The organism is Orbaceae bacterium lpD04 (genome assembly GCA_036251935.1).
GTDB lineage: Bacteria > Pseudomonadota > Gammaproteobacteria > Enterobacterales > Orbaceae > Orbus > Orbus wheelerorum.
In genome coordinates this window covers 2,516,426-2,533,429 of the sequence record CP133967.1, presented here as the reverse complement: position 1 = coordinate 2,533,429, position 17,004 = coordinate 2,516,426, and the positions used below count along the sequence as shown (strand labels likewise).

Here is a 17,004-nt window from a genome sequence, read left to right as displayed (position 1 = left end):
CATATTGAGTCCAGAAAAGAATTTTTTAAAATGTTAGATAAACGCCAACTTAAATCTGAATCAGCTACTATTGAATTAGGAAAAAAGCTTGCTTTACAATGTTTATGCTATTTAAATAACCATGATGACACCATTATCATTTATCTTGAGGGTGAATTAGGTGCAGGTAAGACAACATTTAGCCGTGGGTTTATACAAGCACTAGGACATAACGGAAATGTAAAAAGTCCAACTTATACTTTAGTTGAGCCTTATGACTTTGATAATTTTTCGGTTTATCATTTTGATTTATACCGATTAGCAGATCCACAAGAGCTAGAATTTATGGGAATACGTGATTATTTATCAAAGCGTTGTATCTGTTTAGTAGAATGGCCACAGCAAGCAGGTAAAATTCTACCTCAAGCTGATATTAAAATTGAGTTACTTTATAACCAATTAGAGAGAGACACCATTATTTATGCTCTATCTGAAAAAGGGGTCAATATAATGTCGTATAGTAATCAATAACACTATAATTGAAACGAGTGATATTAAAGTATATGAAAAAAATGATTAGAATAGTTTCACTGTTTTTAGTGACATTACTCATGTTTAGCCAAGCAGAGGGTAAAGTAGTTATTGCTATCGATGCTGGACATGGTGGTAAAGATTCGGGCGCGGTTGGTCAACAAAAGTTGTATGAAAAAACTGTTACGTTATCTATTGCTAAAAAATTAATGACTTTAATTAATAAAGACCGTGATTTAAAAGCGGTTTTAACTCGTTCAAGTGATAGTTATATTTCTGTTTCTCAGCGCTCTGAAATTGCACGAAAACATAAAGCCGATTTATTAATTTCTATTCACGCCGATGCTGCGCCAAATCGTAATGCAAAAGGTGCCTCTATATGGGTTTTATCAACCAAACGAGCCGATACTGAGCTTGGGAGATGGATTGAAAAGCATGAAAAACAATCTGAATTACTTGGGGGAGCGGGTGATGTTTTATCTGATGGTGATAACCCATTTTTGAGCCAAGCAATACTCGATTTGCAGTTCTCTAATTCTCAGCGCGTGGGCTACGGGCTTGCAACGAATGTTTTAAACGAAATGGCAAAAGTTGCAACGTTACATAAACGAATTCCTGAGCATGCAAGTCTTGGGGTATTGCGTTCTCCTGATATTCCGTCAATTTTAATTGAAGTTGGCTTTATTTCTAATTTAAGTGAAGAAAAATTACTTCGTAGTGAGGCTCATCAAAATAAAATAGCTCAAGCGATTTATAAAGGTTTAAAAAGCTATATCGTAGCTAATCCAATTAACAAGGAAAACCGCTAATGGCCATCTTAATCCTTCCCCCTCAGCTAGCTAATCAAATTGCGGCTGGAGAAGTGGTTGAAAGACCTGCGTCAATAATTAAAGAACTCGTTGAAAATAGTATTGATGCAGGTGCAAGCCGAATTGATATTGAGATCGAGCAAGGTGGTTGCAAGTTAATTCGTATTCGAGACAATGGCTGTGGCATCGCAAAAGATGAACTTGGCCTTGCGCTTGCTCGTCATGCAACAAGTAAAATAAGCAGTTTAGATGACTTAGAGGCGATTGTTAGCCTTGGATTTAGGGGCGAAGCTTTAGCAAGTATTAGCTCAGTATCAAGGTTAACATTGACGTCTAAACCAGAAAATCAAGTTGAGGGGTGGCAAGTCTATGCTGAAGGGCGAGATATGCTACCTACAATAAAACCGGCATCCCACCCGATAGGAACGACGGTTGAAGTTTTAGATATTTTTTATAATACACCCGCTAGGCGGCGGTTTTTAAAAACTGAAAAAACAGAATTTTCACATATTGATGAAATTATTCGTCGTATTGCGTTAGCTTATTTAAATGTTTCATTCAACTTACAACATAACGGCAAACTAATTAAGCAATATCGCGCGGCAGAATCTGAACAACAAATTGAAAAGCGTGTCGCAGCTATTTGTGGTATATCCTTTATACAAAAAAGTATTAAATTATCTTGGCAACATGATGACTTAACCATTAAAGGCTGGATATCACCAAATATTGGCCAAGAGCAATTGCAATACTTTTATGTCAATGGGCGCGTTGTTAAAGATCGATTGCTTAATCATGCGCTAAAACAAGCTTTTTTAGAAGCTTGTAAATCCTCTGTGTATTCAACTGATGAGGGATTAAGTTATGTCATTTATTTAGAGCTCGATCCTCGTCAAGTTGATGTCAACGTTCATCCAGCAAAACATGAAGTTCGTTTCCATGAGGCAAGGCTTGTTCATGATTTTGTTTATCAAGCGATGAGTATGGCGCTAAGCGCAGAAAATGGATATGTATTAGATCCTTCATCAAATGATCAACGAGAACAAAATACTAATGAGTTGACTTTAAAACCTAATCGGGCAGCCGCAGGGGAAAATATTTTTAATCGCCAAACGACTATTGAGCCCATTTTAAAAAGCTCAAATCAATATCATCATGATTATCAACGTCATGAGCCGAAGAAAACAACACATCAGTTAGAAAATAAAATATATAGCCAATTAGTTCAGCCAATTACTGATAATAAACAATGCCAGGAGAACTCTGTATCACAACAACAGGCTGTCATTACGTCTTTATTTCCAAAGCGTAGCGAACCATTAGTGATAAAAGAGAGTGAGCTTGAATTATCATCAGCAGTTAAATTAGGTAAAGTATTAACAATTATTGATAATAGTTATGCTTTACTCGAAAAATATGATTTTCAGCAACAAAATATAAGCCTGTTATCATTAAAAGAAGCGCAATTAGCACTGTTTAAAAGCAAAATGTTTAATCACAATGGTCATTGTGATATAGAGCGGTTGTTGATTCCATTGTCTATTTTATTAAGCAAGCAGGAGCAACAAGTACTTAATCAAACAAAATCAACACTTGAAGAGTTTAGCTTTGAATTTGATATTGATAAGTCTAAACTACAACTAAATGCTGTACCGAAGTTGATGCGAAAAGCTAACTGGCAGAATTTATTACCTAAGCTCCTCTCGTTGTTGTTATTACATATTACTCATGTAGATTTAAAAGTTTTGATTTATCAATGGTTAGCTGAACAATATATTTTGCTAAATCATGAGCAAGAAACAATTTGGAATATACCAAAAACGATTGCGATATTAACCGAGCTAGAACAACTTGATGAACATGCGATTGTTTTCTCAGATATTATTAAACCCATTGACCTATCGGTTATTACCTCATTATTTAAGTAAGATATATTATGAATAATTCATCCATTTATACCCTAATGGGGCCAACTGCATCAGGTAAAACTGCACTTGCAATGGCATTAAGTGATCACTATCCTATTGATATTATTAGTGTCGATTCTGCGTTGATTTATCGCGGTATGGATATTGGTAGTGCAAAACCATCAAAACAAGAGCTTACCAACTATCCCCATAAGCTAATTGATATTAAAGATCCTTGTGATAGTTACTCAGCTGCAGATTTTCGCCAAGATGCAATTTTTGAAATAGAAACATCATTGAGTCATGGGCGAATCCCTTTATTAGTCGGTGGGACAATGCTCTATTTTAAAGCATTACTAGACGGATTATCGCCTTTGCCAGCGGCAGATGAAACTATTCGTAAATCTATTGAAAAAAAGGCTTTACGAGGTGGGTGGCAAGCAGTTCATGCCGAACTAGCTAAAGTCGACCCTGTCTCTGCTGCGAGAATTCATCCTAATGATCCTCAGCGTTTAAATCGCGCGTTAGAAGTCTATTTAGTTTCAGGTAAGTCTTTGACTGATCTAACCCAAGATAAAGGAAGTGCGTTAAATTATAATGTTGTACAGTTTGCTGTTGAATGTGATGATCGCGCATTACTTCATCATCGTATCGAACAACGTTTTACTAGTATGTTAGAACAAGGTTTTGAAAATGAAGTAAAAGGATTGATGCAAAGGGGCGATCTTCATCTAAATTTACCGTCAATGCGCTGCGTTGGTTACCGACAAATGTGGGAGTATTTATCAGGTGATATAAGTTATGATGAGATGGCTTTTAAAGGTATTTGCGCAACAAGGCAACTAGCAAAAAGACAAATCACTTGGCTGCGTGGTTGGAAGCATCCTATAAAGTGGATTAACAGTGATGATCCAAACACTTTTATTGAAATATTTTCTAAGCACCTTACTACTTAAACAAAATATTACATTTTATTGGTGATTTTTTTCATGAACGATATTGACATTAGTCAATATGCATAAAAAATATACTTAATAATTTTTTTTTACTACTTTAAATCAATTAAATTTGAATTATTTTTGTTATAATTGCTTATAACCTGTTTAAGATTATTCAATTTTGTGATAATTTGGAGTTGGTTTAGCTTATTATTGTGAGAATAAGGAGCTTTATTTTATTTATTTTTGGTTTTTCTCGTTATAAAAGGATAATTACATGTCAAAAGGGCAATCACTACAAGATCCTTACTTAAATATATTGCGCCGCGAGCATATCCCGGTTTCAATTTATTTAGTTAATGGAATTAAGTTACAAGGGCAAATAGAATCATTCGATCAATTTGTTATTTTGCTGAAAAATACTGTAAGTCAAATGGTATATAAGCATGCAATTTCGACTGTTGTTCCAGCCAGAGCTATTTCTGGTTCATTTTCACAAACTGATGAAGAAAGTGAAGATTCAAACTAATTTATCTTCTTCTTTTTGGAGAATAGTGATTGTTTGACCGATATAAGGGTGGAGAAAAAGCTTTACTGGTACATGTCTTTTTACCACAAGAAAGCGATGTCGAGGATTTAAACGAGTTTGAAGTATTGGTGTCTTCAGCTCAGATTAAAATTCTCGATATTATTACTACCTCCAGAAAAGTTGTGAGTGCAAAATATTTTATCGGTGAAGGAAAGGCATTAGAGCTCGCAGCATTGGTAAAAGAACTCGATGCCTCTGTTATTCTTGTTAATCATTCGCTTACTCCAACTCAAGAACGGAATCTTGAAAAATTATGTGAATGTCGCGTTGTTGATAGAACTGGCGTCATTCTTGATATATTTGCCCAGCGAGCTCGTACCCATGAAGGGAAATTACAAGTTGAGCTTGCACAATTACAATATATTTCAACCCGATTAGTTAGAGGTTGGACCCATCTAGAACGTCAAAAAGGTGGTATTGGTTTAAGGGGGCCTGGTGAAACTCAGTTAGAGACAGATCGCCGTTTAATTCGCCACCGAATACAGCTTATTTTATCTCGACTTAATAAAGTTGAGAAAAAGCGAGAACAAAATCGTCGCTCAAGGTTAAAAGCTGATTTATCTTCTGTTTCTCTAGTCGGTTATACCAACGCAGGTAAATCAACGCTATTTAATGCTATCACAAATGCTAATGTATATGCTGCCGATCAACTCTTTGCAACCCTTGACCCGACTCTTAGACGAATTTTAGTCAAAGATGTGGGGGACGTTGTGCTAGCAGATACGGTTGGCTTTATTCGCCATTTACCACATGATTTAATTGCTGCTTTTAAAGCGACGCTGCTTGAAACAAAAGAGGCAACGCTATTGTTACATGTCATCGATGCTTCTGACCCGAATTTACTTGATAATATTGAGGCGGTAAATGAGGTATTGTTTGAGATAGAAGCAAGTGATATCCCTATTTTATTAGTCATGAATAAAATTGATTTGTTAGATGATAAAGCCCCAACAATTGATTATGATCAAGATGGTGTCCCATTTCGTGTTTGGCTTTCGGCCGAAAATAAGGTAGGATTAGATCTTTTGTTCATCGCACTAAAAGAGCGATTGAGTCGGCAAATTCAAGCTTGTGAATTGAAAATACCTGCTTATTTGAGCCGGTTGCGTAGTCGTTTTTATGAGCTAAGAGCCGTTGAGCAAGAAATAATTAATGAAGATGGTAGTTTTAGTTTATGTATTAGACTACCATTAGTCGAATGGAATCGGCTATGTAAACAAGAACCTGATTTATTATATTTAATCAGTAATTATTCAACTAGTTAAAATAATAAACCTAAAATGGAGCATATTAAATATGGCGTGGAATCAGCCCGGAAATAACGGTCAAGATAATGATCCATGGGGAAATGGTAAGAACAAAAAGCCCAGTGATTTTTTTAGTAAAGTGAATGGTTTTTTAAAGAAAAATACCTCAACAGGTGGCGGTGGGATCGGGAAAGCTAAATTACCGATTAATCTTCCTATTATTATTGGTGGTATTTTATTTATTATCATCGTAATTTGGGCTATAAGTGGATTTTACACCATTAACCAAAGCCAAAGAGGTGTTATTACCCGTTTTGGGCAAGTCCAACAAGAGATTATTCAACCTGGTTTAAATTGGAACCCACCTTTAATTGATAGTGTTTATACTGTCGATACACAAGGAACTAAAAACTTTAATGTTAAGGGTTCAATGATAACCGCGGGTGAGAATCTAGTTTTTGTTGAAATGAATGTTCAGTATCGAATTAGTAATCCAATTAAATATCTCTTTAATGTAACTAATGTTGAAGACAGTTTACGTCAAGCAGCAGATAGTGCATTAAGAACTGAAATTGGTAGTTCTAATATGGATGCTATTTTAACCGATGGACGCTCATTACTTGAAGCGCATACTAAAGATGAATTAGTTAATATTATATCAAACTATGATATGGGAATTAGTATTGTCGATTTAAACTTCCAATCAGTTAGGCCTCCAGAACAAGTTCAAGATGCTTTCAACGATGCTATTAAGGCTCGAGAAGATCGTGAGCGAGAAATTAATAAAGCTGAAGCGGATAAAGTGCAGTTAGTTCAACAAGCCGAAGGGCGCTCGGCGAGAATTCTTGCTGATGCAAATGCTTATCGTGTTCGCGTTGAATTTGAAGCAGAAGGTGATATATCTCGTTTTGAAAAATTATTACCATTATATAATTCTGCTCCAGAGATAACGAAAGAGCGTTTATATATTGATACAATGGAACGAATACTTGCAAAAACTAACAAAGTAATGGTTAATGAGCAAGGTGGTAATCTATTAGTTCTTCCATTAGAGCAGTTACTAAAAAGTAAAGATATTAGTAATACTCCTCTTACAGAGCAATTTAAATTAAATAGTTCGAATGGTTATCAGATGAATTTTTCTACGCCTGAGGCAAAATCGCCAAGTAATAGTTCATCAACAGATAACTCATCTGGACGCAGTAATAGTTCAAATACAACACGCACTGGACGATAAGGAGACATCAATATGCGTAAATTATTAATCCCTATCGTTGTAATCTTAATTGGTATATTTTTCTCCTCTGTTTATATTATAGAGGAAGGAAATCGTGGTGTTGTTTTACGGTTTAATAAAATTATTGGCTTATCTGAACCTGGACTGCATTTTAAAATCCCAGGTGTTGACAATATTCGCCTAATCGATGCTAAAATTCAGACAACTGATAGTTCTAACAATAGTGGAAGAGAACAAAAGTTCATCACTAGAGAAAAGAAAGATTTAATCGTTGATTATTACGTTCAATGGAAAATTATCGACTTTGATCGTTATTATGAAACTATTGCTGGTGGTAATAGTGTAGAAAATTTACTATTAGCTAGATTAAATGGGCGTTTACGAGCTGAAATTGGTAAATTAGATATTAAAGATATTATTAACGATACTAATGCTGAAACCAAATCAAGAAACTCATTGATGCTTAAAGTAAAAGATGCGTTAAATGGTACAAAGCAAAGTACAGTTAAAGTTAAAGAAATGCCAGTAGAAGACCTTGTTGCGGTTGCTGAAATAGATCCTGAAAATATAACCAGCATGCGCGCATTTGGTGTCGAAGTTATTGATGTGCGAATTAAACAAATAAACTTCCCACCGGAAGTTTCAGAATCAATTTATGATCGAATGAGTGCTGAACGTGAGGTTGTTGCAAGGGATCAGCGTTTCCAAGGTATAAGAGAAGCTGAGGAAACACGTGCAGATGCAACGTTAACGGCGACCAAAATTTTATCTGAAGCTGAAAAACAAGCGAGAACAATTCGCGGCGAAGGGGATGCTTATGTTGCTAAGTTATATGCAGATGCCTTTAGCAAAGACCTAGAATTTTTTAGTTTTGTTCGTAGTTTAAAAGCATATGAACATAGCTTTAATGGAAGCGATGTTATGGTCATCAGTCCTGACAGCGATTTTTTCCGTTATATGAAACTAAACACTAATATAAAATCTAATAAAAAGTAACTATCGTTAATTCGTTTTTAATTTAACGCGTAGTCGGACATTAATTTCAATAAGATGAGTATGTAAAGATGAGTAATAATGTTGTTGTGCTAGGAACCCAGTGGGGTGATGAAGGTAAAGGTAAGGTCGTTGACCTATTAACGGAAAAAGCAAAATATGTTGTTCGTTACCAAGGCGGGCATAATGCTGGGCATACATTGGTGATCAATGGTGAAAAAACCGTATTACATTTAATACCGTCAGGGATTCTAAGAAATAATGTTATTAGTATTATCGCTAATGGAGTGGTACTTAGCCCATCAGCTTTAATGAAAGAAATGCACGAGCTTGAAGGTAAAGGCATTCCAGTAAGAGATCGATTACTTATTTCAGAAGCATGCCCATTAATTCTGCCTTATCATGTTGCTTTAGATCAAGCTAGAGAGAAAGCAAGAGGTAATAAAGCAATCGGTACGACGGGGCGAGGGATCGGCCCTGCTTATGAAGATAAGGTTGCGCGTAGAGGATTACGGGTTGGTGATTTAAGAGATCGAGAAGCATTTGCTGAAAAACTGAAAAATGTAATGGAGTATCATAATTCTCAATTAGTTAATTACTATAAAACAGACGCAATTGACTATCAAACTACATTAGATGAAATTTTTGCTATTGCTGATACATTAATTGCAATGATCGCCGATATTCCTACACTATTAGCATCGGCTCATAAAAAAAGCGAAAAAATCATGTTTGAAGGTGCTCAAGGTACATTACTTGATATTGATCATGGTACTTATCCTTATGTTACATCTTCAAATACAACGGCAGGTGGTGTGGCGCCAGGTACTGGTTTTGGACCAAGATATATTGGTTATGTCCTTGGAATTGTAAAAGCATATTCTACTCGCGTAGGAGCGGGACCTTTCCCAACAGAATTATTCGATGATATTGGCGAATATTTATGTAAGCAAGGTAACGAATTTGGTGCAACAACTGGTCGTCGTCGTCGTACAGGTTGGCTTGATGTCGTTGCAATTCGTAAAGCAGTTCAGCTTAACTCTGTATCTGGATTTTGTTTAACAAAGCTAGATGTCCTTGATGGATTAAAAGAAGTTAAAATTTGTATTGGCTATAAACTACCAAATGGTGATATAACCGATATAGCCCCTTCTTCCGCTGAAGAATGGAGTATTGTAAAGCCTATTTATGAAACGATGCCAGGTTGGAGTGAGATAACATTTGGTGTTAAATCATTTGATGCCTTACCGCAAGCAGCAAAAAATTATATTAAACGCATTGAAGTATTAACAGAAACGCCAATCGATATTATTTCAACGGGGCCAGATCGTTTAGAAACAATGATTTTACGAGATCCTTTTGAAGTTTAATACCGTTTACTTATTTATATAGTAATTAAAGGCGCGATGAAAATCGCGCCTTTTTCATTTTTCGGCTATATAAGTTCCAAATTAATTGGAACGCTCCAAAGATTTAATCTTATTAATTATCAATACATTAAAATTTAGTGTGTTTAAGTATTGTGCACTCGATAAAATAAATGCATTTTTTTGCTTGATCAAATAAAAAAGATGTCTATAATGCGCACCACTGATTCGTTGAAGCAGAAAACAAAACGAATCGGGCAATATGATGAAAAAAATAATAAGTGTTAAGACGAAGTAAAAAAAAGTTAAAATTAGTCTTGACGAATTAAAAAGGAAAGCGTAGTATATGCAACCCTTGAGACAGCAAAAGCAGCACGCTGTCAGCTCTTTAAAAATTAAGAACAGACAATCTGTGTGGGCACTGTCAGGACAAAGAAATTAAAGTCTACGGACTTAAAAAAATCAAGTCTTGATAAGTGACACTGAAGATTCATTTGAATATGTCAGAAACAGTTATTGAGCATCAAACTTTAAAATTGAAGAGTTTGATCATGGCTCAGATTGAACGCTGGCGGCAGGCTTAACACATGCAAGTCGAACGGTAACAGAAGAGCTTGCTCTTGCTGACGAGTGGCGGACGGGTGAGTAATGTATGGGGATCTGCCAAATGGAAGGGGACAACAGTTGGAAACGACTGCTAATACCGTATAATGTCGCGAGACCAAAGTGTGGGACCTTAGGGCCACATGCCATTTGATGAACCCATATGGGATTAGCTAGTAGGTAGGGTAAAGGCCTACCTAGGCGACGATCTCTAGCTGGTCTGAGAGGATGACCAGCCACACTGGAACTGAGACACGGTCCAGACTCCTACGGGAGGCAGCAGTGGGGAATATTGCACAATGGGGGAAACCCTGATGCAGCCATGCCGCGTGTATGAAGAAGGCCTTAGGGTTGTAAAGTACTTTCGGTAATGAGGAAGGTAACTATTCTAACAGGATAGTTAATTGACGTTAATTACAGAAGAAGCACCGGCTAACTCCGTGCCAGCAGCCGCGGTAATACGGAGGGTGCGAGCGTTAATCGGAATGACTGGGCGTAAAGGGCATGTAGGCGGATGATTAAGTTAGGTGTGAAAGCCCCGGGCTCAACCTGGGAATTGCACTTAAAACTGGTTATCTAGAGTATTGTAGAGGAAGGTAGAATTCCACGTGTAGCGGTGAAATGCGTAGAGATGTGGAGGAATACCGGTGGCGAAGGCGGCCTTCTGGACAAATACTGACGCTGAGATGCGAAAGCGTGGGGAGCAAACAGGATTAGATACCCTGGTAGTCCACGCTGTAAACGATGTCGATTTGGAGTTTGGGGGCATGACCCTTGGGCTCCGGAGCTAACGCGTTAAATCGACCGCCTGGGGAGTACGGCCGCAAGGTTAAAACTCAAATGAATTGACGGGGGCCCGCACAAGCGGTGGAGCATGTGGTTTAATTCGATGCAACGCGAAGAACCTTACCTGGTCTTGACATCCATAGAATCTTTCAGAGATGAGAGAGTGCCTTCGGGAGCTATGAGACAGGTGCTGCATGGCTGTCGTCAGCTCGTGTTGTGAAATGTTGGGTTAAGTCCCGCAACGAGCGCAACCCCTATCCTTTGTTGCCAGCACGTAATGGTGGGAACTCAAAGGAGACTGCCGTTGATAAAGCGGAGGAAGGTGGGGACGACGTCAAGTCATCATGGCCCTTACGACCAGGGCTACACACGTGCTACAATGGCGTATACAAAGGGATGCGAAGGTGCGAACTGGAGCGGACCTCACAAAGTACGTCTAAGTCCGGATTGGAGTCTGCAACTCGACTCCATGAAGTCGGAATCGCTAGTAATCGTGAATCAGAATGTCACGGTGAATACGTTCCCGGGCCTTGTACACACCGCCCGTCACACCATGGGAGTGGGTTGCACCAGAAGTAGATAGCTTAACCTTCGGGAGGGCGTTTACCACGGTGTGGTTCATGACTGGGGTGAAGTCGTAACAAGGTAACCGTAGGGGAACCTGCGGTTGGATCACCTCCTTACGAAGTGCCTGACAGTGTTCACATAGATTGTTTGTTTTTAAAGAGATATCACTTTATTGGGTCTGTAGCTCAGGTGGTTAGAGCGCACCCCTGATAAGGGTGAGGTCGGTGGTTCAAGTCCACTCAGACCCACCAATTCAAATTAATTTTGTTAAATTATGACCTTGCGTTATTTGGCTATGATGATGCTAGATTAAGCGAATTGGATAATTTAGCAACATTAGCTAAATAAGATGAAGTGAAAGTACATGGGGCTATAGCTCAGCTGGGAGAGCGCCTGCCTTGCACGCAGGAGGCCAGCGGTTCGATCCCGCTTAGCTCCACCATTACTCGATATCTCAATTTAATATATTGATAAATGCATTTTTAAGTGCATTGATTAATATTGCTCTTTAACAATATGGAACAAGCTGAAAGAAACGAGTTCTCGTTTTATTTGAAGTTTGATGTAGATGAAAGTCTAGATTGATATTTTAGATAAGATAGAGAAAAAAAGCGAAATTGAGAAAACTGAGACAACTGTAAGTTGTAAGGTTAAGAAATTAAGCGTACACGGTGGATGCCTAGGCAATCAGAGGCGAAGAAGGACGTGTTAATCTGCGAAAAGCGACGGTGAGCTGGTAAAAAGCGCTATAGCCGTCGATATCCGAATGGGGAAACCCAGTATAGGTAACTATACTATCCTTAACTGAATAAAATAGGTTAAGGAGGCAAACCGGGAGAACTGAAACATCTCAGTACCCCGAGGAAAAGAAATCAACCGAGATTCCCAAAGTAGCGGCGAGCGAAATGGGAGGAGCCCAAAGCGGGTAGCTTAGTGTGTAAATGGAAGCGTCTGGAAAGTCGCACGACAGAGGGTGATAGTCCCGTACATGAATATGCATTAAGTGGAAGCTTGAAGAGTAGGGCGGGACACGTGGTATCCTGTCTGAATATGGGGGGACCATCCTCCAAGGCTAAATACTCCTGATTGACCGATAGTGAACTAGTACCGTGAGGGAAAGGCGAAAAGAACCCCGGCGAGGGGAGTGAAATAGAACCTGAAACCGTGTACGTACAATCAGTGGGAGCATCTATATGGTGTGACTGCGTACCTTTTGTATAATGGGTCAGCGACTTATATTCTGTAGCGAGGTTAACCGAATAGGGGAGCCGTAGGGAAACCGAGTCTTAACTGGGCGAATGAGTTGCAGGGTATAGACCCGAAACCCGGTGATCTAGCCATGGGCAGGTTGAAGGTTGGTTAACACTAACTGGAGGACCGAACCGACTAATGTTGAAAAATTAGCGGATGACCTGTGGCTGGGGGTGAAAGGCCAATCAAACCGGGAGATAGCTGGTTCTCCCCGAAAGCTATTTAGGTAGCGCCTCATGTATAACTGTTGGGGGTAGAGCACTGTTTCGGCTAGGGGGCCATCCCGGCTTACCAACCCGATGCAAACTCCGAATACCGACAAGTTGAGCATGGGAGACACACGGCGGGTGCTAACGTTCGTCGTGAAGAGGGAAACAACCCAGACCGCCAGCTAAGGTCCCAAAGTCATAGTTAAGTGGGAAACGAAGTGGGAAGGCTTAGACAGCTAGGATGTTGGCTTAGAAGCAGCCATCATTTAAAGAAAGCGTAATAGCTCACTAGTCGAGTCGGCCTGCGCGGAAGATGTAACGGGGCTAAACTATGCACCGAAGCTGCGGCAGTGTGTGAATAACATATTGGGTAGGGGAGCGTTCTGTAAGCCGTCGAAGGTGAACTGTGAGGTTTGCTGGAGGTATCAGAAGTGCGAATGCTGACATAAGTAACGATAATGCGGGTGAAAAGCCCGCACGCCGGAAGACCAAGGGTTCCTGTCCAACGTTAATCGGGGCAGGGTGAGTCGACCCCTAAGGCGAGGCAGAGATGCGTAGCTAATGGGAAACGGGTTAATATTCCCGTACTGAATGTGACTGCGATGGGGTGACGGAGAAGGCTAGGTTTACCGGGATAGGTCCGCAAGGAGCCCGGGTTAAGCATGTAGGGGTGTGATTAGGCAAATCCGGTCACTAAAACTCTGAGATGTGATGACGAGGCACTAAGGTGCTGAAGTAATTGATGCCCTGCTTCCAGGAAAAGCCTCTAAGCTTCAGGTCATATTTAATCGTACCCGAAACCGACACAGGTGGTCAGGTAGAGAATACTCAGGCGCTTGAGAGAACTCGGGTGAAGGAACTAGGCAAAATGGTGCCGTAACTTCGGGAGAAGGCACGCTGATGGTAATTGAAATCCCGCGCGGACGTAGGTGAAATCAGTCGAAGATACCAGCTGGCTGCAACTGTTTAATAAAAACACAGCACTGTGCAAACACGAAAGTGGACGTATACGGTGTGACGCCTGCCCGGTGCTGGAAGGTTAATTGATGGGGTTATCAGTAATGAGAAGCTCTTGATCGAAGCCCCAGTAAACGGCGGCCGTAACTATAACGGTCCTAAGGTAGCGAAATTCCTTGTCGGGTAAGTTCCGACCTGCACGAATGGCGTAATGATGGCCAGGCTGTCTCCACCCGAGACTCAGTGAAATTGAATTTGCCGTGAAGATGCGGTGTACCCGTGGCAAGACGGAAAGACCCCGTGAACCTTTACTATAGCTTGACAGTGAACATTGAGCCTTAATGTGTAGGATAGGTGGGAGACAATGAATTGTGGACGCTAGTCTGCATGGAGTCGACCTTGAAATACCACCCTTTAATGTTTGATGTTCTAACGTAGAGCCCTGAATCGGGCTTGCGGACACTGTCTGGTGGGTAGTTTGACTGGGGCGGTCTCCTCCCAAAGAGTAACGGAGGAGCACGAAGGTTAGCTAATCCTGGTCGGACATCAGGAGGTTAGTGCAATGGCATAAGCTAGCTTGACTGCGAGAGTGACGGCTCGAGCAGGTACGAAAGTAGGTCATAGTGATCCGGTGGTTCTGAATGGAAGGGCCATCGCTCAACGGATAAAAGGTACTCCGGGGATAACAGGCTGATACCGCCCAAGAGTTCATATCGACGGCGGTGTTTGGCACCTCGATGTCGGCTCATCACATCCTGGGGCTGAAGTAGGTCCCAAGGGTACGGCTGTTCGCCGTTTAAAGTGGTACGCGAGCTGGGTTTAGAACGTCGTGAGACAGTTCGGTCCCTATCTGCCATGGGCGTAGGAGGATTGAGGGGGTTTGCTTCTAGTACGAGAGGACCGAAGTGAACGCACCGCTGGTGTTCGGGTTGTAATGCCAATTGCATTGCCCGGTAGCTACGTGCGGAATAGATAAGTGCTGAAAGCATATAAGCACGAAACTAGCCCCGAGATGAGTCCTCCCAGAGTTTACTCTGTAAGGTCCGTTTGAGACTAAGACGTAGATAGGTCAGGTGTGTAAGTGTAGCGATACATTGAGCTAACTGATACTAATGAACCGAGAGTCTTAACCTTACAACTTAGAGTTGTTTCAAATCTCAAAGAGAATTTCGGCTTGAACTGTATTGAGTATATGGTGATGATGTAGAGTGGGTATAAAGATATTTTATTATATAGAAATATTTATATTTATGATTAACTCATCGTTATATAAGAGAAAACGAGTTATGTCTGGCGGCAATGTTGCGGTGGTCCCACCTGATCCATGCCGAACTCAGAAGTGAAACGCCGTGAAGCCGATGGTAGTGTGGGGGTTACCCCATGTGAGAGTAGGTCACCGCCAGACTTTTAATATTAAGAAGCCCCTTGCCTATTGGCAGGGGCTTTTTGTTTTAACAATCCTGCTTAATTGTTGGATATATCAATAAAAAATATTTTGAGTATTGTAGTTTTGTCTATGATACATAAAAACAAGAGTTATGTCTGGCGGCAATGTTGCGGTGGTCCCACCTGATCCATGCCGAACTCAGAAGTGAAACGCTGTAAAGCCGATGGTAGTGTGGGGGTTACCCCATGTAAGAGTAGGTCACCGCCAGACTTTTAAATATAATCAATAACCCTTACCATTTGGTAGGGGTTTTTTGTATATAACCATTCCAAAAATGATCAATTTAAATCTTATTTATGTTTTACATTGTTTGAACAAGCAATAAATTTGGTTCATAACGTGCAGATAGCTAAGCTTTTATTTTTTAATAAAAAGATTGATTACAGGGTAGCGGTATTAGCTAGGCTATTTCAATGGATTAGATTATTTTACTTGATATTTAAAAATGATTAAGCGCTATCTTTAATAGGCTTAATCTTTTAATTGATGATTATAATGATGAATTTAAAACAAATTTCTTAGCGTATCAATAATTAGGATTGTCTTTTAACTGAATCTTTGGCTAACTGATACAATGCTTGTTTATAAGGTGAATCGGGTAAGATATCAATAGCTATCATAGCCTTTTGTGCTTCTTGCTTTGCAATATTATAAGTAAATTCAAGTGAACCACACTTATGCATAATACTTAATACTTTGTCTAGTAAATCTCTTCCATTACCTTTTTCAATGATATCCCTTATTAACTGTGCTTCACATTCATCTTTCGTATGGTGCATTGCATGTAATAACGGTAAAGTTGGTTTACCTTCATTTAAGTCATCACCTAAATTTTTACCTAATGCCATAGAATCTTCTGTACTGTAGTCAAGTAAATCATCAATCAATTGAAAAGCTGTACCTAAATAGCGACCATAATTTTGTAAGGCGTGTTCGTATTCTTTTGGTGCTTCACTAATCAATGCTGCAGTATGTGAGGCGGCTTCGAATAGTCTTGCTGTTTTGCGATAAATAACTTGCAGGTACTGTTCGTCAGTAATATCTGGGTTATTGCAATTCATTAACTGCTGCACTTCACCCTCAGCAATAACATTTGTTGCTTCAGACATCACTTTTAATACCGGTAAAGAACCGATACTAACCATCATTTGAAATGAACGAGTATAGATATAATCGCCCACTAAAACACTTGCAGCATTACCAAATAGTACATTTGCAGTTGAGCGGCCACGTCTTAAATCTGATTCATCAACAACATCATCATGTAGTAGCGTTGCGGTATGAATAAATTCGATAAATGCGGCAGCCATAATATGTTTATCGCCTTGATAATCCAAAGCCTTAGCACTCAACAGCATGATAATTGGACGAATACGCTTACCACCACCACTAATAATATAGTTACCTAATTGATTTATTAGCACAACATCTGAAGAGAGTTGATTTTGTATAACTTCGTTAACTTTGACTAGCTCGTCTTGGACTAGATTAATAATTTGTTGCATTGAGGTATTACCCGTCAGATCTACTTACTGCGTTGATTTAGGATCAAATAATTATGCTCATTATCTGATAAAAGTTCTATTA

The 17,004-nt window shown here is 39.5% G+C and carries 10 protein-coding genes, 2 tRNA genes and 4 rRNA genes; 15 read left to right on the top strand and 1 reads right to left on the bottom strand.

The window, feature by feature from the left end; translation table 11 throughout:
* The first annotated feature begins 30 nt into the window (after window positions 1–30).
* From tsaE to rrf (RHO14_11160), 15 genes are all read left to right on the top strand, one after another.
* Entirely contained in the window at window positions 31–510 is a 480-nt protein-coding gene (gene tsaE, locus RHO14_11230) for a tRNA (adenosine(37)-N6)-threonylcarbamoyltransferase complex ATPase subunit type 1 TsaE (protein WVD70917.1), read from the top strand.
* Between the two features lie 32 nt (window positions 511–542).
* On the top strand, window positions 543–1,319 hold the full coding sequence (locus tag RHO14_11225; protein ID WVD70916.1) for an N-acetylmuramoyl-L-alanine amidase: 777 nt from the start codon (window positions 543–545) through the stop codon (window positions 1,317–1,319).
* Window positions 1,319–3,247 (top strand): DNA mismatch repair endonuclease MutL, encoded by a 1,929-nt coding sequence (mutL, locus tag RHO14_11220; GenBank protein ID WVD70915.1) that lies wholly within the window; start codon window positions 1,319–1,321, stop codon window positions 3,245–3,247. The genes RHO14_11225 and mutL overlap by 1 nt, the downstream gene beginning before the upstream one ends.
* A gap of 8 nt (window positions 3,248–3,255) precedes the next feature.
* The gene (miaA, locus tag RHO14_11215; protein ID WVD70914.1) at window positions 3,256–4,182 is read left to right on the top strand and encodes a tRNA (adenosine(37)-N6)-dimethylallyltransferase MiaA; all 927 of its coding nucleotides are present in this window, start codon (window positions 3,256–3,258) and stop codon (window positions 4,180–4,182) included.
* Window positions 4,183–4,441: 259 nt separating this feature from the next.
* Window positions 4,442–4,693, top strand: coding sequence for an RNA chaperone Hfq (gene hfq / locus RHO14_11210; protein ID WVD70913.1), 252 nt, complete (start codon window positions 4,442–4,444; stop codon window positions 4,691–4,693).
* A gap of 29 nt (window positions 4,694–4,722) precedes the next feature.
* Window positions 4,723–6,018: a ribosome rescue GTPase HflX gene (gene hflX, locus RHO14_11205; protein WVD70912.1), complete on the top strand. Its 1,296-nt coding sequence runs from the start codon at window positions 4,723–4,725 to the stop codon at window positions 6,016–6,018.
* 31 nt (window positions 6,019–6,049) lie between these two features.
* Window positions 6,050–7,237 carry an FtsH protease activity modulator HflK gene (hflK, locus tag RHO14_11200; protein ID WVD70911.1) on the top strand — a complete coding sequence of 396 codons (1,188 nt, stop codon included), beginning with the start codon at window positions 6,050–6,052 and terminating at the stop codon, window positions 7,235–7,237.
* Window positions 7,238–7,249: 12 nt separating this feature from the next.
* Window positions 7,250–8,233: a protease modulator HflC gene (gene hflC / locus RHO14_11195; GenBank protein WVD70910.1), complete on the top strand. Its 984-nt coding sequence runs from the start codon at window positions 7,250–7,252 to the stop codon at window positions 8,231–8,233.
* 68 nt (window positions 8,234–8,301) lie between these two features.
* Complete coding sequence (locus RHO14_11190; protein ID WVD70909.1) at window positions 8,302–9,600, top strand: adenylosuccinate synthase; 1,299 nt, start codon at window positions 8,302–8,304, stop codon at window positions 9,598–9,600.
* Between the two features lie 530 nt (window positions 9,601–10,130).
* Window positions 10,131–11,669, top strand: a 16S ribosomal RNA gene (locus tag RHO14_11185).
* 58 nt (window positions 11,670–11,727) lie between these two features.
* Window positions 11,728–11,804 (top strand) — tRNA-Ile (locus RHO14_11180).
* A gap of 115 nt (window positions 11,805–11,919) precedes the next feature.
* A tRNA-Ala gene (locus RHO14_11175) sits at window positions 11,920–11,995 on the top strand.
* A 206-nt stretch (window positions 11,996–12,201) separates the two neighbouring features.
* Window positions 12,202–15,104 (top strand): 23S ribosomal RNA (locus RHO14_11170).
* Between the two features lie 155 nt (window positions 15,105–15,259).
* Window positions 15,260–15,375: ribosomal RNA gene (gene rrf, locus RHO14_11165) — 5S ribosomal RNA — on the top strand.
* A 136-nt stretch (window positions 15,376–15,511) separates the two neighbouring features.
* Window positions 15,512–15,627: ribosomal RNA gene (gene rrf, locus RHO14_11160) — 5S ribosomal RNA — on the top strand.
* Together the 16S, 23S and 5S rRNA genes with 2 tRNA genes alongside form the textbook arrangement of a ribosomal RNA operon.
* Before the next feature lie 323 nt (window positions 15,628–15,950).
* Here the strand turns inward: rrf (RHO14_11160) and ispB are convergent.
* Window positions 15,951–16,922, bottom strand: a complete 972-nt coding sequence (ispB, locus tag RHO14_11155) for an octaprenyl diphosphate synthase (GenBank protein WVD70908.1) — start codon at window positions 16,920–16,922, stop codon at window positions 15,951–15,953.
* Between the last annotated feature and the right edge of the window lie 82 nt (window positions 16,923–17,004).